Source organism: Pseudooceanicola sp., from assembly GCF_029213205.1.
Classification (GTDB): domain Bacteria; phylum Pseudomonadota; class Alphaproteobacteria; order Rhodobacterales; family Rhodobacteraceae; genus Pseudooceanicola.
The window spans coordinates 39,427-57,229 of sequence record NZ_JARGNH010000003.1 but is presented as its reverse complement, the minus strand read 5'-3'; the positions used below and the strand labels follow the sequence as shown (position 1 = coordinate 57,229).

Genomic DNA, 17,803 nt, shown 5'->3' with positions numbered 1-17,803 from the left:
CTTTCGATCGCTTGGATCCGAGTTGGGGGGGATCCTAAACGCCCGGAGCCCCCCGTCCAGAGTAATTACACTCAGGACGGGCCGCCTTGGGGTGCGGTGGTTCGGGGGGCGGTTTCTGCAAAGACCTCGGCGCCGCGCACTGGGTGGGGGCTGTTGAAACGCGGCACCGAGGGAAGCCTTATGCAGCTACCCCTTCGTTATCACCCTTCTTTCGGGCCGCAATTCGCTGGAATTAAGGCTTTTTCAGGAAGTTGCACCAGATCTGGCGACAATCCCCGGCCTCACCCGCGTCAGAGGCATTTGGAGAAACAGTCAGGGGTGATCCGAGCAACAGACTCGGCGATTCGGACCTGGTTGTTGCCAATCGCGGCTGCAGAATCGCGGGGTGTTCCTGATATAAAAGCGTCACAAGGTTGCCGCACGCCGCCTGTGGCGGGCCAAATCGCGTCAATGCGGGCGAATAGTCACGCCGACCGCGATGCGAAACTTCAGGATATTGGCATCGCCCCGACGCTCATAGTCGATGTCGCGGGCCAGATCGCGGATCAGGAACCAGCCAAAGCCGCTCTCGGGCGCATCCATCCGGGCGGTGCGGGCATTGGCGAGGTCGCCCAGCGGCAATCTCCCCTCTGGCATCGGGGCGCCATGATCGCGAATCCGCACTTGCAGGCCGTTGGCAGTGTGATCCACCGCCAGAGACACTTCACCCTGCCGACCGGCGCCATAGGCATGTTCCACAACATTGTTCAGTGCCTCGGCCAGCACCAGTTCGACGATACCGCGGTCTTCGGGGTCGTGCAGCAGGTCGTGCAGCCCGGCCATCACCCACGACAGCGCCCAGCGCACGCAGACGGCATTGCCGTAAAACGACAGCTCGCTGCCCCGATCGAACGGGGGCCACCCCGGGTCGCTGTCCGCCATATCAACCTGCATGATCGCGCAGCGCCTGGGTCAGATCTGCGTGAATCGGAAAAACACTGTCCATCCGGGTCAGGCGAAACACCCGATCCACCGTCGGATGCAGCGCCGCCAGTTCCAGGGTCTGATCGGCGCCCAGTTGTTTCATCACCGAAACGATCGCCCCAAGCCCGCTGGAATCGATAAATCCCACCTGCCCAAGATCGAGAATCACCCGCCCGGCATCCGCCGGAATCACCTCGCGCATCAGATCCTTGAAGCGGATGGCGACCGCCGCGTCGATCCGCGCCGCATCGGCCGTGATCACCAGCGCCCTGCCGTTTTGCGTTGCCTTCAGGTCCATTCGCATGCTCCGTTCGATCCGATGCCAGGGACACGGCTAGACGACAATGCTTACCATTCGGTATGCAGGGGCGAATTCTGGAGGATAGATCATGCAGGATGTTGTCATTGCGGGCGCGGCCCGCACCGCCATGGGCGGGTTTCAAGGGGTGTTTGCCGGGGTTCCCGCCGCCACCCTCGGCGGCGCTGCAATCCGCGCAGCGCTGGCCGATGCCAGGACCGCGACGGTCGATGAGGTGCTGATGGGCTGTGTCCTGCCCGCCGGTCAGGGTCAGGCCCCGGCCCGGCAGGCCGGATTTGCCGCCGGTCTCGGCGAAGAGGTGCCCGCCACCACCCTGAACAAGATGTGCGGCTCGGGGATGAAGGCGGCGATGTCGGCCTTTGACCAGATCGCACTTGGCCAGACCACGATGATGGTCGCCGGCGGCATGGAGAGCATGAGCAACGCCCCCTACCTGCTGCCGCAGATGCGCAGCGGTGCCCGGATCGGCCATAATCAGGTGATCGACCACATGTTCCTCGATGGGCTGGAAGATGCCTATGACAAGGGCCGCCTGATGGGCACCTTTGCCGAGGATTGCGCCGAAAGCTGTCAGTTCACCCGTGAGGCCCAGGACGAATATGCGCTGAAATCCCTCGCCAATGCGCTGGCGGCGCAGAAATCGGGCGGATTTGCACGCGAGATCACTCCGGTCACAATCAGCACCCGCAAGGGCGACACGGTCATCACCGCCGACGAACAGCCTGCCAAGGCGCTGCCCGAAAAGATCCCGACACTGAAACCCGCCTTCCGCAAGGATGGCACGGTGACGGCGGCCAATTCCTCGTCGATTTCCGACGGGGCGGCGGCGCTGGTTCTGGCCTCGGCGGCCACGGCCGACGAAAGGGGGTTGAACATCCGCGCCCGGATCCTCGGCCATGCGAGCCATGCCCAGGCGCCGGGGCTGTTCACCACCGCACCGGTTCCGGCGGTACAAAAGCTGCTGACCCGGATCGGCTGGCGCAAGGAAGACGTCGACCTCTGGGAGGTGAACGAGGCCTTTGCGGTGGTGCCGATGGTCTTCATGCGCGAGATGGGCCTGTCGCGCGACATCGTCAATGTGAATGGCGGCGCCTGCGCCCTCGGCCATCCGATCGGCGCCTCGGGCGCGCGGATCATCGTCACCCTGCTGAATGCGTTGGAAAATCGCGGGCTGAAACGCGGGGTCGCGGCGATCTGCATCGGCGGTGGTGAAGGCACGGCCATCGCCATTGAGCGGGGCTGAGCGCAGGTCTCCTGCTTCCTCTGGTCCAAAATATCCTCGGGGGTGAGGCCGACAGGCCGAGGGGGCAGACAGCCCCCTGCCCCGCAACCAAAGGCCGCGCCATGCAGGTAGATTATCCAACCCTGGCCAAGACCATCGCCGCCCTGACCGAGGGCGAGACCGATAAGGTGGCGCTGATGGCGACGCTGGCCTGCGAGCTGCATCACGCCGACGACCGGTTCGACTGGACCGGGTTCTACCGGGTGGTGGCACCCGAACTGCTGAAGATCGGCCCCTATCAGGGCGGCCACGGCTGCCTGGTGATCCCGTTTTCGCGCGGCGTCTGCGGCACGGCGGCGCGGACAGGGCAGGTACAGCTGGTCGCCGATGTCGACGAATTTCCCGGCCATATCGCCTGTGCCAGCTCGACCCGGTCGGAAATCGTGCTGCCGGTGTTCGATGCCGCTGGCACGGTGATCGCGGTGCTTGACATCGACAGCAACCAGCCCGCCGCCTTTGATGAGGTCGATGCGCGCGAATTGAGCGCGATCCTGGCGGCGGTGTTTGGCCGGGGCTGACTGGCGTCGGGCGCCGTCCGTCGCGCAGGGAACGCCCTGCCCGGCCATCGAGGCCGGGCCGGGCGTGGGCCTCCGGCGGGGATATTTAAAACCAGAGGAAGATCAGACGGCTGGAAAAAGCTCGCTGGCGGGATTATCAGGCGGCATGCAGAGCTATGCCCCGCCCGAAGACCCGCTGGAGGTGATCCATGAGGACCATCAGATCCTGCTGGTCAACAAGCCCGCCGGGCTGCTGTCGGTGCCTGGCAAGGGCCCGGATCTGGCCGATTGTCTGCTGACCCGGTTGCAGGCGGTGTTTCCCTCGGCTTTGCTGGTGCATCGGCTGGATCGCGATACCTCCGGGGTGATGGTCTTTGCCCTGACCCCGCATGCCCAGCGCCATCTCGGGTTGCAATTCGAGCACCGGCGCACCCGCAAGACCTATGTGGCGCGGGTCAGCGGCGAGATGGCGGAGAAATCGGGACTGGTGGATCTGCCGCTCTGCGTCGATTGGCCGAACCGGCCGCGCCAGCATGTCGATCATGAAAACGGTCGCGCCGCACAGACCGAATGGCGCTGCCTGCGCCGTGGCGATGGTGAAAGCCGGGTGCGGCTGATGCCGAAGACCGGGCGCAGCCATCAACTGCGGGTGCATATGCTGGCGCTTGGTCATCCGATTCTGGGCGATCCGTTCTATGCCAGCGGCCCGGCCCGCGACGATCACCCCAGGATGATGCTGCATTCCGAGGAGTTGCGGCTGCTGCATCCGGATGGTGGCCAGGGCCTGAGCTTTCGCGCCAAGGCGCCGTTCTGAGCCTCAGCCGGGAAAGCGCACCCCGGTCAGATCGGCGATGAAGAACGGGAAATAATCCGGCGTGCCATAAAAATTGCCGACCTCGGCGTGGAACGGCAGGTGATGACCGGCGACCTCGCGATAATCGGAAAGATCGCCGCCGAAGGGCTGGTATTGCCAGCGTTTGGCCGGGTTGGCATTTGACCAGCGCTGCATCACCACCGAACTGGGGGCGCCGCTGGCGGTCAGCTGGAGATCGACCACATGCTCGATCCCGTCATCGCGCAGGCTGACGCGGGCCACATCCGCAGCCGGGGATGACCAGGTCACATGCGGCCCCGGCATCAGCGCGCTGGGGCACCAGATCGCCGCCTCGGCCAGCATCCGGCCAAAGGCCGAGCGCCGGTGATCGGCGGTGCCACCACTGCGCGCCACCGGCAGGATCCCGGCCAGGGCGAAGCGGGTCCAGCCGCCGCTGTCGGACCCCGACACCGGCATGGCGCCGGTGCCGTGCATTTCCCAGACGAACCCGTCGGGCGGCGTCAGGATCTGGCGGGCGCGCATTGGTTGATACCTCGGTTCGACCTGATCGCCGAGGCCGAAGCGCCCGGTCATGGTGACCTCAACCAGCCCCGCCAACGGCGTGCCCGGCTGGATCGCCCAAGTGAGATAGCGGCGCGCCGGTTCCGGCAAATCGGCAATCATCTCGGGCTCAAACCGCGCCGGTGCAGGTGCCGCCAGCCCGGCGAGCCGCGCCCATTCCCGTGCCAGCGCACGCTGGTCCGACCAGCGCAGCGCCAGACCGGCCAGCAGCGCCAGCGCCAGGCCGATGGCCAGTGGCATCATGATGAACGGCATGATCTTCACCCGGGGCCTTTCTATTTCAGCACCCGGGGGAATCTGTCAGAACGCGCCGGACCTCACCCTGACATGGGTCAAGTCTTGGCTGCCAGTTCGGCCCGAATCTCGGCCTCGTGCTGGTTGTAGCTGGCCACCGGGCGCGGCGTCGGATCGTAGCCGGTGAAGCGGGGCGCTGCCACGGCCTGCAGGCCGCCGAGGCTGGGCTGGTAGGTGCCGCGCGCCTGCATATGCGGATGCGCGGCCGCCTCTTCCGGGGTCAGAATCGGGGCGACGCAGGCATCGCTTCCGGCGAACACTCCGGCCCAGTGATCGCGCGGTTTCGCAGCAAAGATCGTCGCCAACTTTGCCGTCTGTTCCGGCCAGCGGGCCCGATCCGCCTGATCGTCGAAATCCCGATCCTGATCGAGTCCCAGAATTTCGCGGAAGGCGGCATAGAATTTCGGCTCAAGACATTGAACCGAAATGAAGCCACCATCAGCGCAGACATAGGTGCGGCTGTAATGTGGCCCATCCAACCGGCTCTGACCGCGGTCGTAGGACAGGTTGCCGGTGGCCCCGAGCGACAGCAGCAGGTTCATCATATGCGCGGCACCGTCGACGATGGCGGCGTCCACCACCCGGCCCTTGCCGGTCTGGCGCGCCTCCATGATTCCGGCCAGCAGGCCGATCACCAGATAGAGTGCGCCACCACCGATATCACCAACCAGGGTTGGCGGCGTCAACGGCGGTTGGCCCGCGGGCGAGGCATACCAGAGCGCCCCGGCAACAGAGATGTAATTCAGGTCATGCCCGGCCTGCTGCGACATTGGCCCGTCCTGACCCCAGCCGGTCATCCTTCCATAGACCAGGCGAGGCTGGATCGCCTGGCAGTCCTCTGGCCCCAACCCCAGCCGTTCCATCACCCCGGGGCGGAACCCTTCGATCAGCCCGTCGGCACTGGCAATCAGCTGTTTCAGCAGCACCAGATCCGCCGCATCCTTGAGGTCGAGCGCAATCGCCCGCTTGCCCCGGGTCAAGGGCGGACGACCGCCGCCGACCTCCCCGGCTCCGCCCTTGCGCTGCACCACAATCACCTCGGCCCCGAGATCGGCCAGTGTCATCCCCGCAAAGGGTCCCGGGCCGATGCCCTCGATCTCGATTATCCGGATGCCGTTCAACATGTTTCTGTCCTTTCGTGGATTCGGGCCAAAATTACAGCTCGACGCGCCAAGGTCCATCCCGAACCGGCGATTGGCCTTGGCGTCGGAGGGTTGTATGCAGAAACAAATTGAAAGGACCGCCATGACCCCCGAAGAGATCGCCCGCCTGCCCTATCGCCGCAATGTCGGCCTGATGCTGGCCAATCCAGTCGGTCAGGTGTTTGTCGGCCAGCGTATCGGTTTTGCCAGCGACGCCTGGCAGATGCCACAGGGTGGTATCGATGCGGGCGAGGACCCCCATACCGCAGCGCTGCGCGAGCTTGAGGAAGAGACCGGGATCACCGCCGATCTGGTCAGTTTCGAGATCGAGACCAAGGGCTGGCACCATTATGATCTGCCCGCCAATATGATCAAAAAACTGTGGAAAGGCCGCTATCGCGGGCAGGAGCAGAAATGGTTCCTCCTGCGCTATCACGGCAGCGACGCAGAGGTGAACATCGCCACCGCGCATCCGGAATTCTCGGCCTGGAAATGGATCGACAAGGGCGATCTGGTCGAGTCAATCGTGCCGTTCAAACGGGCGGTCTATGAATCGGTTCTGGCCGAGCTTGGCCCGCTGCTCTGATTTTCTATGCTCTGGCCCTGCCTTGCCCGGTCAAGCTGCACATTCAGCGAGGCGCCGAGCAGCACCACAAAGGCGCTGGCATAGAGCCAGACCAGTAGCGCAATCGCTGCGCCGATTGAGCCATAGACCTGATTGTAATCAGCGAAATTGGCGAGGTAGAGCGAGAACCCCCAGGACACGGCCATCCACAGGATCACCGCCAGCCCGGCCCCCGGCGTCGCCCAGCCATGCCGGGCCCCGCCAGTGTTCGGACCATAGCGATAGATCAGCGACAGCCCGACCAGCAGCACCCCGATGGCCGAGACCCAGCGCACCGCCGCCGCGACCAGCGCGGCCCCCGGCCCCAGCGGCACGAATTGCAGCACGATCGGCGCAACCACCACCGAGCCCAGCGCCACGATCGCCACCCCGAACAGCGCCAATGTCAGCAACAGCGACATCAAATAGTGAAACACGCCTGATCGGCGCCCCTGCCCGTGAATGGTGTTCAGCCCCAGCATCAGGGCAGCGACACCTGAGCGCGCCGACCAGGTCGCCAAGGCCAGCGACAACAGCCCGGCCCAGCCCAGCGTTTCGCCCCCGGCGGCAATCAGCGTCAGAACCTGCGCCTCGACCAGGGTAAAGACCTCGACCGGGACAATACCGCGCAGCAATTCGATCTGCCCGAGCAGCACCGCCTGATCCGCCAGCAACCCCCAGATGGCAATCAGCGCCGCCAGGCCGGGAAACAGCGCCAGCATCACAAAGAAGGCAACCCCGGCGGCGACCAGCCCCATATTGGCCTCGCCGATCTGGTCCCAGACCCGCCTGAGGGCCAGCCACCACAGCGCGACACCGCGCATCGGTGCCGCTGTCAGGGGGGAGAATTCAACGCTGTGGTCGCTACTCATCCGGTCCTTTCGAAATCAGGCTCAGCGGGCCCCCCGCGGCCCGGCCATAAGCCAGATGATAAAGCCGACAATCGGCAGAACAAGGACCAACAGCACCCAGATCAGCTTGGCCCCGGTCGTCGACCCAGAGCCGATGACCGAATTGATCGCCCAGACGTCCGGCCTTGGCGGCGGTATCGGCGCAACCGGGCCCGTCATCGCCAATGCACCGGGTTTGGCTCTGGCCTGTTTCAAGCCGGATGGAAAAGCCGCGCAGTGGTCAACGCAGGCCGGTCGCGCAAGCGCTCACAGCCATTTCGCCAAGGGCGGCAGCGACATCAGCACCGCATTGGCATCATGGCCGGTTTCAAGCCCGAATTTGGTGCCCCGATCATAGACCAGATTGTATTCGGCATAGAGCCCGCGATGAATCAGCTGGATGTCCTTGTCCGCCGCATCCCATTCCGTCGCCATCCGGGCCTCGATCAGCGGCAGGAAGGCCGGCAGGAACGCCGCGCCGACATCGCGGATGAAACTGAAATCCGCCGCCCAATCGCCGCTGTTGTAATCGTCCAGGAATATGCCGCCGACACCACGCGCCCGGTGGCGATGCGGGATATAGAAATATTCATCCGCCCAGGCCTTGAAGCGCGGATAGAGGTCAGCGCCATGGCGGTCGCAATGCGCCTTTTGCACCGCGTGGAAATGCGCCGTGTCCTCGGCATATTCGATACAAGGGTTCAGGTCAGAGCCGCCGCCGAACCACCAGCCATGCGGGGTCCAGAACATCCTGGTGTTCATATGCACCGCCGGGCAATACGGGTTTTGCATATGCGCCACCAGGCTGATGCCGCTGGCCCAGAAGCGCGGATCCCCGGCCATGCCCGGCAGCCCGGTGCGCGCCGCCATCGCCGCCTGCGCCCGTTCGCCCAGCTCGCCGTAAACGGTGGAAACATTGACCCCGACCTTTTCGAACACTTGACCGCCGCGCAGCACGCTCATCAGCCCGCCACCGGCATCGCCGCCGTCCGGCGCGGCGCGCCTGGTCTCGCTGACCTCGAACCGGCCCGGATTCGCCCCGGCCTTGTCCTCCAACGCTTCAAAGGCGGTGACGATCTGGTCGCGCAGATCGCGAAACCAGGTTGCGGCCTGCGCCTTTTCGCTGTCCATCCCGCTCATCCGCGATCCTTTCCGGTGGTCTGATATCTGGCCTGTTTTGCCGCGCGCGAGGCTAGTGTGCCGCCCCTGACCCGGCCAGTGGCCGGATCGCCGCAGCCGCCTAGTGAATCGGCGCCGACACCGGGTCCAGCAGAGTGCGGCCACCATCCACGGTCATCACCTGACCGGTCATGAAGCCCGAGGCCTCGCCCGCCAGATATTGCACCGCCTCGGCCAGCTCACCGGGTGCCGCGATCCGCTGCATCGGCGTGCCGCCTTCGATTTCACTGCGGAAATCGCTGTTTTCCTTCAGCACGCTCTGCAAGCTGGCGCTCATCACCGACCCAAAGGCGACCGCATTCACCCGAATCCGATTGGGCGCCAGTGCCAGCGCCAGAGACCTTGTCATCTGATCCAGTGCCGCGACAGAAATCGAATACCCCAGCAGGCTGGGATGCGCCCGGCGCCCGGCAATCGACGAGATATTGATGATCGACCCGGCGCTGCCTTCGGTCTGCCCTTCAGCCTGCTTGATCATCCGGCGGGCGACCATCTGGCTCATCCTGAGGGCGGTCATCAGATTCTGCTGCAACATGCATTCAACCGCGTCCTCATCCGGTGTCAACGGGTCGGAGGGCACGATCTGGCGCGAGGCATTGACCAGGATATCGACCCGCTCAAATGCATCGATAGTGGCAGACAGCAGGTTGGCGACGGTCAGCTTTTCGCGCAGATCGCCGGCGAAATAGCGGATGTTGTCGTCTTCGCTCTTCGCCCCCAGCTCTTCGATCAGCCGATCCTCGTCGATATCGGCAAAGATCACATTGGCGCCACGGTCGGCAAAATGCCGGGCGATGGCCAATCCGATCCCGTTGGCGGCGCCGGTGACAATGGCGGTCTTGCCTGCGATGGAAAACGACATAAAGGGCCTCTCGTGCGGCGTTCGATCAGGTTACGCGATCACGTCGCGCCTGGCGAGACTGGAGTGTCGCGCTCAGGATCTTGAACCGGTTGTCGCCGCCGACCTCTTCGGCATTGCCGAAGGCCGCACTCAACGCGGCCTCATAAGGCAGATGCCGGTTGGCGACGATCCAGACCCGGCCGCCGGGGCGCAGCATCGCGGCGGCGGCGCGGATAAACGCCTGGCCAATCCCCGGTTCGGCGCTGCGGTTTTGGTGGAACGGCGGGTTCATGACCACGGCGTCCAGTGCCGTCGCCGGGCGCCACAGCGTCGCATCGGCCCAATGGAACGCGGCGCGTGGATCGGAGATATTGGCGCGGGCGCAATCCAGCGCCACATGCTCGGCCTCGACCAGATCAAGCTGGCGCACCCCGGGCCGGTCCAGGATACGAGCGGCCAGATAGCCCCAGCCGGCGCCCAGGTCGGCGACCCTTCCGCCGATCTTGTCCGGCAGCGCCGCCGCCAGCAGCGCCGAGGCGGGATCGATGCCATCGGCGGAAAACACCCCCGGCGCGGTGATCCAGCCATCCGGCAGTGGCGTCGGCCCCGACACCGCCCAATCGTCGAAATCGCCGCCCTCGAACCACACCAGCTTGCCATGTGCCTTGTTGACCGGGCCGTTCAGCGCCACCCGGGCGCGCAGCGCCTTGATCATCGACTCGATGCCATCGGTGCGGGCCCCATCGACGATCACCGGCCCGTCAGTCAGCGCCACCGCCTCGGCGATCATCGCCCGCGCCTGCGCCTTGGCGCGTGGCAGAAACACCAGCGCGGCGGCAAACCGCCCCTCGGGGGCAAGTGCGGTGGTATAGCCTGCCGCGGTGAAGGCGTCGTGATCCGGGCGAAACCCGGTCAACACCACCAGCCGGTCCTGCGGCAGCGCCGTGAGATCCATCCCGGCGCGCGCACCAAAGACGGCAATCGGGCCATCCTCGGGCAGGCTCAACCCGCCGCCCGCCAGGGCCAGTTCCAGACGTGGTGCGCTCATGCCCCTGCGCCTATTCCTTTTCCATGGTGCATTGCAGCGGGTGTTGATGCCGCCGGGCAAAATCCATCACCTGCGCGACCTTGGTCTCGGCAATCTCGTGACTGAACACCCCGACCACCGCCAGGCCCTTCTTATGGACCGTCAGCATGATCTCGAACGCCTGGGCGTGGGTCATGCCAAAGAACCGTTCCAACACTGCGACGACAAATTCCATCGGCGTGTAATCGTCGTTCAGAAGCATCACCTTGTAGAGCGGCGGGCGGCGGGTCTTCGGACGTGTTTCGACCACGATCGAGGTGTCACCCTCGTCGTTGCCGTTCTGCGCCATCATCTGCACCGGTTGCCAGTTCATTGCCCTGATCGAATCCTTGGGGTTTCGGCCTTTGGCCTTCCTATATAACTTTCGCCCGGTGCAGGAAAAGAGGGCCGGGCCCCTGCCCGCGACAAGATGGCAGAAAAACTTACAACAATCGGTTTCGATGCCGACGATACCCTGTGGCACAACGAGCGATTCTTTCGCCTGACCCAGGATCGATTCGCCGGACTGTTGGCGGAATATGCCGACCGCGACCACCTGGACGACCGCCTGCTGGCCGCTGAACGCCGCAACCTTGGCCACTATGGATTCGGGATCAAGGGCTTTGTCCTGTCAATGATCGAAACCGCGATCGAGGTCACCAACGAACAGGTTCCGGCACGGGTGATTCGCGAGGTGATCGAGGCCGGGCAGGAGATGCTGCATCACCCGATCGACCTGCTGCCAGACGCCCGGGCGGCGGTCGAGGCGCTGGCCGAAACCCATCGGGTGCTGCTGATCACCAAGGGCGACCTGCTGGACCAGGAGCGCAAGCTGGCTCAATCCGGCCTCGGCGATCTGTTCCACGGGGTGGAAATCGTGTCCGACAAGACGGCCACAATCTACGCTGAGATCTTTGACCGACACGGCGATGGCGCGGACCGCGCAATGATGATCGGCAATTCGATGAAGTCCGATGTCGTCCCTGCGCTGGAGGCCGGTGGCTGGGGCGTCTACGTGCCGCATGGGCTGACCTGGGCGCTGGAACATGCCGACGAGCCCAGCGCCGCCCCGCGATATTACCGCCTGGACGGGCTGCAACACCTACCGGATCTGGTGGCCGGGATCGGATAACCCGCTGCACTGCGACTCACTCAACTGGAAAAGAGCGCTTTTTGTGGTTTACTTGGGTGAGCAGCCGGGAGGGAATTGCCATGCCCCTGGTGATCAACGCGCATCGCCCGTCGCACTATCTGAACATTGCTATCGCCGGAATCCTGGCGTTGGGCATCTTGTTGATCGCGGCCGTTGCCCGCGCAGGTGGCGAAGATAACGACAACGATCCGGGCAACGAAGCCATTGGCGCCTATGCCGAGGGCGGCAAGCGGACCTATTCGCAATCCGAATTTCTGAAGCTGGATAGACGCGACTATGCCAAGCTCGTTGCGCAGCGCAGGGAAAAAGATGATCGGGTGGTTATCGAAGGCTTTTCACCCAACATGACGACCTGGATCATCTATGGTGCTGCGGTCGATCATCGCGCCATGCGGCGTCTGCTGCGGGAAATGGCCCAGATCAAAGGCACCAAAGCCCGTCAGAAACGCCTGTGGTATGAGTGGGAAAAAACAAGAAACAGATCAACCTGCTGAGAAAATCGGTCAAGCTGTTGATCGACAAAGGTGCGAGTTCGAAGCTCATCGATGAAGAGCAGAGACGCCTGGCGCGTTCCCTGGAGATCAGGGACGTGCTGGAAGTCTGGGTCAAATATCCAGATGAAGGCAGCAACTGAGCGTCAAAGCCGGTTGATCCGATCCGACCCTAGGTGTTTGATCCCACGGTTTGATGGTGTGATCCTTTCGTTGGAATGGAAGGAAGCATTATGGGACAAGTTCGTCACGGGAGCGCCACGACCACGTACGCCGTCAGAGCAGCAATACAGCGATCGCAAGCTTCGCTCTCGGAGCTGAGCCGGGAGCTGGGCATCAATCCCAAGACCGTTTCGAAGTGGCGGAAGCGTGCGACGGTGGAGGATTTGAAGACCGGACCGAAGGAACCTCGTTCAACCGTTCTCACGGAGACGGAAGAGGAAATGATCGTAGCATTCCGACGGCACACGCTGCTGCCGCTGGATGATTGCCTCTATGCCCTTCAACCGTCGATTCCGCACCTGACGCGGTCGGCGCTACATCGGTGCCTCCAGCGGCATGGCATCTCGCGCTTGCCGGATGTCGAGGGCGACAAACCAAAACGACAGCGGTTCAAGCGATACCCTATCGGCTACTTTCATATCGACATAGCCGAGGTTCAGACGGTGGAGGGCAAGCTCTATCTCTTTGTAGGCATTGACCGGACCAGCAAGTTTGCAATCACACAACTCGTGGACAAGGCAGATCGAAAGACCGCATGGGAGTTCCTCGAACTTCTGCTCAGGGCCGTCCCTTATCGCATTCATACGGTCCTGACCGATAATGGCATCCAGTTCGCCGAGCAGCCTCGCAATCGCAACACCGCATATTCACGGCAGATGCGGTTCGACATGATATGCGAAGCCAATGAGATCGAGCATCGGCTAACCAAGCCAAACCACCCTTGGACCAATGGCCAGGTCGAGCGAATGAACCGCACGATCAAGGACGCGACGGTGAAGCGGTACCACTACGACAGCCATGATCAGCTGCGCACGCATCTCGCCGACTTCATGGACGCATACAACTTCGCACGCAGGCTAAAGACCCTCAACGGTCTCACGCCCTACGAATACATCTGCAAGATCTGGACTTCAGAACCAGATCGATTCATCCTAAATCCGATCCACCAAATGCCGGGACTGAACACCTAGGCAATCATCCGCCGCCGCATTTTCGCCACAATCGCCAATCTTGGGAAGGCGGTTTCAGCAGGCACCAGATGTTGATCCAACGCGGAAAAACAAAGCATTTATTAAGTAAAACTCGTACTTTGCAGGTCGAAGCTATTGTGGTAACGTAGACTTAACAATTTGCTATCCGGACAAACCGGGAGCGCGAGGCAGTGAAAAGGCAATTACCGTGACAGTTCGGCGCAGTCGGCTGGCCCTCGTTGGGCCATTCCTTCTTACACTGGCATTTGTATGTGGTCTGCCTCTGGCAGCCACGGCCGCGCCGTCGGCGGCGGTGGTGATGGATGCCCGCACCGGCGAGATCCTGCATTCGCGCAACGCCGATGCCCGCCTGCATCCGGCCTCGCTGACCAAGATGATGACTCTCTACATCGCCTTTACCGCCGTGCGGAACGGCGAGATTTCGCTGGACACGACGGTCAAGATTTCCCGCCACGCGGCGTCAGAGCCGCCCTCGAAACTTGGGCTCCAGACCGGGCAAAAGATCAAGTTCCGCTATTTGCTGCGCGCCGCCGCGGTGAAATCGGCCAATGACGCCGCCACCGCCATCGGTGAAGCACTGGAAGGCAGCGAAGCGGCCTTTGCCCGCCGGATGAATCGCACCGCCGAAGCCTTGGGGATGACCCGGTCGACGTTTCGCAATGCCAACGGGCTGACCGAAGAGGGACACCTGTCCACCGCCCGCGACATGACCCTGCTGGGGCGGCACCTGCTGTATGACTTCCCCGAATATTACAACCTGTTCAGCCGCAAGACCACCGATGCGGGGATGCGCAAGGTGACCAACACCAACCACCGCCTGCTGTCCAATTACAAAGGCGCCGACGGGATCAAGACCGGCTATACCAGCGCCGCCGGGTTCAATCTGGTCGCCTCGGCTGAACGTGGCAATGAACGGATCATCGCCACGGTGTTTGGCGGCCGCTCCTCCTCGGCGCGCAATGCCAAGGTCGCTGAACTGCTGGACCTCGGGTTCCGCCGGGCACCGTCCAATGCCAAGACCCGTAAACCGGCGCTGCCGCTCTATGCCGATGCCGGACCCGGCAAGGGCAGAACCGCGGCGGGCAAGACCATCCGACTGCTGACCGCCGTCAAGGTCAGCCTGCGTCCGAAACAGCGCCCCGAAAGCGCCGCGCCGCCCGCCGCCGACGGCGCCCCGGTTGCGGTGGCGATGGCGATGGCCTCGGTGATCGAAGCGACAGTGGCCGAGGTGCAGGAAGAAACCGTTCAGGCCGCCGGGATCGGCAAGGCCCGCCCCAGCGGGCCCGAGGTCGTCAGCCGCGTGTCCACCTCGGGCGGCCGGCACTGGGGCATCAACGTCGGTCGCTACCCCAGCCAATACAAGGCCGAGCGGGTGCTGCTGCAAACCGCCCTGAACGAGATTTCGACCCTCGACGGGTCTCTGCGCAAGGTGGTGAACAAGCCCACCGGCTTTGACGCCAATTTCATGGGCCTGACACGGGAAACCGCTGATCTGGCCTGTCGCCGCCTGCAGGCGCGCAATCAAACCTGTTTCATGATCGGTCCGTCCAGCTGACTTCCCTCGAAGCTTTCTCGGTCCGCAAGTAGGAACGCCGCCTCCAACAGGGGCGGCGTTTTTACTTGTCCGGGGTGATAAAGATCAGGGGCGCGGGTGGTCGTCCCATTCATCCGACAGGATGCGGCGGCTGTCGCCTTCGGGGTCGTCATATTGATTCGAGCGAACCGTATAGAGGAACGCCAACAAGCCAATACCGCCCAGGAAAAGCGACACCGGGATCAGCCAGACCAGAACATCCATTGCCTCACCTCAACCTGAGCGCGTTCAGAGAAACCGTGATCGACGACATCGACATCGCCAGCGCTGCCACCAGCGGCGTCGCCAAGCCGATGATCGCGATCGGCACGGCGATCACGTTATAGAGCGTCGCAATGCGAAAATTCTGGCGGATACGCCGGGTCGCCTTGGCCGCGATTTGCAGCGCTTCGGGCACCGGAGAAAGGTCGCCCCCCAGCAGCACGATATCCGAGGCCACCCGCGCCGCATCCAGCGCCGAGGCCGGCGAGATCGACACATGCGCAACGCTCAGCGCGGCGGTGTCGTTCAACCCGTCACCGATCATCAGCACCCTGGCGCCCTGTGCCTGCAGCGTTTCGATCTGCGCCGCCTTGTCACCCGGCAGGGCACCCGCCAGCCATTGCGCGATGCCCAGCCGATTGGCCAGCGCCGCGACCGCGCCACGGGTATCGCCGGACATGATGATCACCTTGATGCCGCGCGCCTGCAATGCCGCAACCGCCTCGGCGGCGCCCTGGCGCAGCGCGTCGTTAAAGCGAAAGGCCACCGGCGCATCACTGCCGATCTTCAGCCAGGCGGCCGTGGTTTCAGTCTCATCGCCGCCGGTCCACCCGGCCCTTCCCAGCCGCACCGTTTGCCCCTGCCAGGTGCCACTGGTGCCATAGCCCGGCAATTCGGTGATGCCAGTGACCGGCGCGGCGCTCAGCCCTTGGGCGTGAATCGCCCTGGCCAGGGCCATGCTGAGCGGATGCGCCGAACCTTCGGCCAGTGCCAGCGCGATTTGCAGATCGCGCGTGCTGTGTTCGGTCAGCGCCACCGGCTCTGGTGCGCCTGCGGTCAAGGTGCCGGTCTTGTCGAAGACCACGGTGTCGACCTCGGACAGACGCTCCAGCGCCGTCTGATGCTTCACCAGCATCCCGCGCCGGAACAACCGCCCCGAGGCCGCCGTGGTCACCGCCGGCACCGCAAGGCCCAGCGCGCAAGGGCAGGTGATGATCAGCACCGCCGCTGCGATATTGATCGCGACCCGGACATCGCCGGAATAAAGCCACCAGCCAACAAAGCTGAGCGCCGACAGGATATGCACGCCGGGCGCATAGAGCTTGGCCGCCCGATCCGCCAGCGAGGTATAGCGCGAGCGCCCGCTTTCGGCGATGGCGACCAGTTCGGCCATCCGGTGCAGCGAGGTTTCGACCCCCACCGCAGAGGCACGCACCAGCAGCGGCCCGGTCAGATTGACCTCGCCCGCGCTGACATTGCCGCCCGGCTCGGCCAGCACCGGCAGGGTCTCGCCGGTCAACAAAGACCGATCAAGTTCGGACCGCCCCTCGACAATTTCGCCGTCCACCGGCATCCGCCCGCCAGGGCGCACCCGGATCAGCATGCCGGGGCGCAGCTCGGCCACCGGCACCTGACGCTCTTCCCCGCCCTCGACCAGCCAGGCGCGCGGCACTTCCAGCGCCGTCAGCTCCTCAGCCGCCGAACGGGCGATGGCGCGGGTGCGGTGATCGAGGTAGCGCCCGGCCAGAAGGAAAAAGGTCAGCGAAATCGCCGCGTCGAAATAAGCATGTTCGCCAGAGAGCGCGGTTTCCCAGAGCGACGTCGCCAGCGCCAGCAGGATCGCCAGCGAGATCGGCACATCCATGTTCAGATGCCCGGCCCTGAGTGCGGTCCAGGCGTTGCGAAAGAACGGTTGTGCGGAAAAGGCGATGGCCGGCAAGGTGATCGCCGCGCTGATCCAGTGGAACAGATCGCGGGTGGCATCCTCGGCGCCGGACCAGACCGAGACCGACAGCAGCATCACATTCATCATCGCGAACCCGGCCACGGCCAGCCGCATCAACAGGTCGCGTCCGGCCTTGTCGGTCTTGGTGGCGGCGATGGCGCCGGCGTCCAGCTCATGCGCCTCATACCCGGCCCCGGCCAGCAACCGGATCAGATCCGCAGCCGTTACATCGGCAGCGGCATCGATCCGGGCGCGTTTCAGGGTCAGGTTCACCCGCGCGTCGCGCACCCCCGGCGCCGCGTTCAACGCCCGCTCCACCCCCGAAATACAGGCGCTGCAATGGATGCTCGGCAGTGACAGCGAAATCGTGGACTCCTGCATCGCCGCGCGCGCCTCGGCCAGCGCCTCGGCCGCGGGCATCGCGGAACAGGCCGGACAGGCTGAGATGGGTGCGCGCGTCAGCTGCATGACCGGGGTTCAGCGTTTCACATGCAACACGATGCGTTGCTTGAACATTGTGCCATCTTCGGCCAGGGCCGTCAGCCGGACATGCCATTGGCCGCCACTCAGCTCCAGCGGCGCGACATAGGCGCCGCCATCCCAGGCAAAGACCGGCTCGACATCGTCCGCGACCTGGGTCGCACGCCCGACCACCGCATGCAGATCACGGACCTGCACCGGCGCGCCGTTGCGGTCGCTGATCGCCAGCCGGATCTGGCCATCGGCCTCATCGGCGCGGATGCTCCAACCCAGCCGCTCCTGCGCAGCACGGTCGATGTCAAAGGTCTGGCTGGCGACATAGGAATTCTTGACCTCAAGCCCCGGAAAGGTCCGTACCGCCTGCACCGCCAGCAGAATATTCACCGCGATGATGGTGCCAAAGGCGCCGACAAAGATCGCCAGGACATGCCAGCCGGTGATCCGGAATCCCGGGGAGTCAGCTTGGGCCAT

The 17,803-nt window shown here is 64.1% G+C and carries 22 protein-coding genes; 9 read left to right on the top strand and 13 right to left on the bottom strand.

Annotated elements, in window-relative coordinates; genetic code table 11:
• Positions 1–447: 447 nt before the first annotated feature.
• Together P1U48_RS03925 and P1U48_RS03920 are read right to left on the bottom strand one after the other, a co-directional pair.
• Positions 448–921 carry an ATP-binding protein gene (locus P1U48_RS03925; protein WP_301067430.1) on the bottom strand — a complete coding sequence of 158 codons (474 nt, stop codon included), beginning with the start codon at positions 919–921 and terminating at the stop codon, positions 448–450.
• A 1-nt stretch (position 922) separates the two neighbouring features.
• Positions 923–1,261, bottom strand: coding sequence for an STAS domain-containing protein (locus P1U48_RS03920; protein WP_301067429.1), 339 nt, complete (start codon positions 1,259–1,261; stop codon positions 923–925).
• Positions 1,262–1,352: 91 nt separating this feature from the next.
• On the opposite strand from P1U48_RS03920, the gene P1U48_RS03915 reads away from it, so the two are divergent.
• From P1U48_RS03915 to P1U48_RS03905, 3 genes are all read left to right on the top strand, one after another.
• Positions 1,353–2,525 carry an acetyl-CoA C-acyltransferase gene (locus P1U48_RS03915; protein ID WP_301067428.1) on the top strand — a complete coding sequence of 391 codons (1,173 nt, stop codon included), beginning with the start codon at positions 1,353–1,355 and terminating at the stop codon, positions 2,523–2,525.
• Between the two features lie 101 nt (positions 2,526–2,626).
• Positions 2,627–3,082: a GAF domain-containing protein gene (locus P1U48_RS03910; protein WP_301067425.1), complete on the top strand. Its 456-nt coding sequence runs from the start codon at positions 2,627–2,629 to the stop codon at positions 3,080–3,082.
• A gap of 145 nt (positions 3,083–3,227) precedes the next feature.
• The gene (locus P1U48_RS03905; protein WP_301067422.1) at positions 3,228–3,875 is read left to right on the top strand and encodes a pseudouridine synthase; all 648 of its coding nucleotides are present in this window, start codon (positions 3,228–3,230) and stop codon (positions 3,873–3,875) included.
• 3 nt (positions 3,876–3,878) lie between these two features.
• Here the strand turns inward: P1U48_RS03905 and P1U48_RS03900 are convergent, their stop codons facing one another.
• Positions 3,879–4,712 (bottom strand): DUF6544 family protein, encoded by an 834-nt coding sequence (locus P1U48_RS03900; protein ID WP_301067420.1) that lies wholly within the window; start codon positions 4,710–4,712, stop codon positions 3,879–3,881.
• 77 nt (positions 4,713–4,789) lie between these two features.
• On the bottom strand, positions 4,790–5,875 hold the full coding sequence (locus P1U48_RS03895) for a CaiB/BaiF CoA-transferase family protein (protein ID WP_301067418.1): 1,086 nt from the start codon (positions 5,873–5,875) through the stop codon (positions 4,790–4,792).
• Positions 5,876–5,996: 121 nt separating this feature from the next.
• Here P1U48_RS03895 and P1U48_RS03890 point away from each other — a divergent pair, with 121 nt between their 5' ends.
• Entirely contained in the window at positions 5,997–6,479 is a 483-nt protein-coding gene (locus tag P1U48_RS03890) for an RNA pyrophosphohydrolase (protein WP_301067415.1), read from the top strand.
• Here the strand turns inward: P1U48_RS03890 and P1U48_RS03885 are convergent.
• The 6 genes from P1U48_RS03885 to clpS form a co-directional block, all read right to left on the bottom strand.
• A complete protein-coding gene (locus P1U48_RS03885; RefSeq protein ID WP_301067413.1) occupies positions 6,440–7,369 on the bottom strand; it encodes a YihY/virulence factor BrkB family protein in 930 nt (309 codons plus the stop codon). The two genes, P1U48_RS03890 and P1U48_RS03885, sit on opposite strands and share 40 nt — an antisense overlap.
• 21 nt (positions 7,370–7,390) lie before the next feature.
• Positions 7,391–7,567: a PLDc N-terminal domain-containing protein gene (locus tag P1U48_RS03880; RefSeq protein WP_301067410.1), complete on the bottom strand. Its 177-nt coding sequence runs from the start codon at positions 7,565–7,567 to the stop codon at positions 7,391–7,393.
• Between the two features lie 87 nt (positions 7,568–7,654).
• Complete coding sequence (gene hemF / locus P1U48_RS03875) at positions 7,655–8,527, bottom strand: oxygen-dependent coproporphyrinogen oxidase (RefSeq protein WP_301067409.1); 873 nt, start codon at positions 8,525–8,527, stop codon at positions 7,655–7,657.
• Between the two features lie 100 nt (positions 8,528–8,627).
• Positions 8,628–9,428 carry an SDR family oxidoreductase gene (locus P1U48_RS03870; RefSeq protein WP_301067407.1) on the bottom strand — a complete coding sequence of 267 codons (801 nt, stop codon included), beginning with the start codon at positions 9,426–9,428 and terminating at the stop codon, positions 8,628–8,630.
• Between the two features lie 25 nt (positions 9,429–9,453).
• Positions 9,454–10,455: a methyltransferase gene (locus P1U48_RS03865; RefSeq protein ID WP_301067406.1), complete on the bottom strand. Its 1,002-nt coding sequence runs from the start codon at positions 10,453–10,455 to the stop codon at positions 9,454–9,456.
• A 10-nt stretch (positions 10,456–10,465) separates the two neighbouring features.
• Complete coding sequence (gene clpS / locus P1U48_RS03860; protein ID WP_301067403.1) at positions 10,466–10,807, bottom strand: ATP-dependent Clp protease adapter ClpS; 342 nt, start codon at positions 10,805–10,807, stop codon at positions 10,466–10,468.
• Between the two features lie 96 nt (positions 10,808–10,903).
• On the opposite strand from clpS, the gene P1U48_RS03855 reads away from it, so the two are divergent.
• The 5 genes from P1U48_RS03855 (at position 10,904) to P1U48_RS03835 (ending at position 14,886) form a co-directional block, all read left to right on the top strand.
• Positions 10,904–11,605: an HAD family hydrolase gene (locus tag P1U48_RS03855; RefSeq protein WP_301067401.1), complete on the top strand. Its 702-nt coding sequence runs from the start codon at positions 10,904–10,906 to the stop codon at positions 11,603–11,605.
• Between the two features lie 80 nt (positions 11,606–11,685).
• Positions 11,686–12,120: a hypothetical protein gene (locus P1U48_RS03850; RefSeq protein ID WP_301067400.1), complete on the top strand. Its 435-nt coding sequence runs from the start codon at positions 11,686–11,688 to the stop codon at positions 12,118–12,120.
• Entirely contained in the window at positions 12,087–12,260 is a 174-nt protein-coding gene (locus P1U48_RS03845) for a hypothetical protein (protein WP_301067398.1), read from the top strand. Before P1U48_RS03850 ends, P1U48_RS03845 begins: the two co-directional genes overlap by 34 nt.
• Positions 12,261–12,350: 90 nt before the next feature.
• Entirely contained in the window at positions 12,351–13,310 is a 960-nt protein-coding gene (locus P1U48_RS03840; protein WP_301067396.1) for an IS481 family transposase, read from the top strand.
• Between the two features lie 259 nt (positions 13,311–13,569).
• Positions 13,570–14,886 (top strand): D-alanyl-D-alanine carboxypeptidase family protein, encoded by a 1,317-nt coding sequence (locus tag P1U48_RS03835; RefSeq protein WP_301067671.1) that lies wholly within the window; start codon positions 13,570–13,572, stop codon positions 14,884–14,886.
• An 84-nt stretch (positions 14,887–14,970) separates the two neighbouring features.
• Here P1U48_RS03835 and ccoS read toward each other — a convergent pair whose 3' ends face one another.
• The 3 genes from ccoS to P1U48_RS03820 are packed head-to-tail and all read right to left on the bottom strand — an operon-like array spanning position 14,971 to position 17,803.
• A complete protein-coding gene (ccoS, locus tag P1U48_RS03830; protein ID WP_301067393.1) occupies positions 14,971–15,129 on the bottom strand; it encodes a cbb3-type cytochrome oxidase assembly protein CcoS in 159 nt (52 codons plus the stop codon).
• Positions 15,130–15,133: 4 nt separating this feature from the next.
• The gene (locus tag P1U48_RS03825) at positions 15,134–17,272 is read right to left on the bottom strand and encodes a heavy metal translocating P-type ATPase (protein WP_301067669.1); all 2,139 of its coding nucleotides are present in this window, start codon (positions 17,270–17,272) and stop codon (positions 15,134–15,136) included.
• Positions 17,273–17,329: 57 nt separating this feature from the next.
• A complete protein-coding gene (locus P1U48_RS03820) occupies positions 17,330–17,803 on the bottom strand; it encodes a FixH family protein (protein WP_301067391.1) in 474 nt (157 codons plus the stop codon).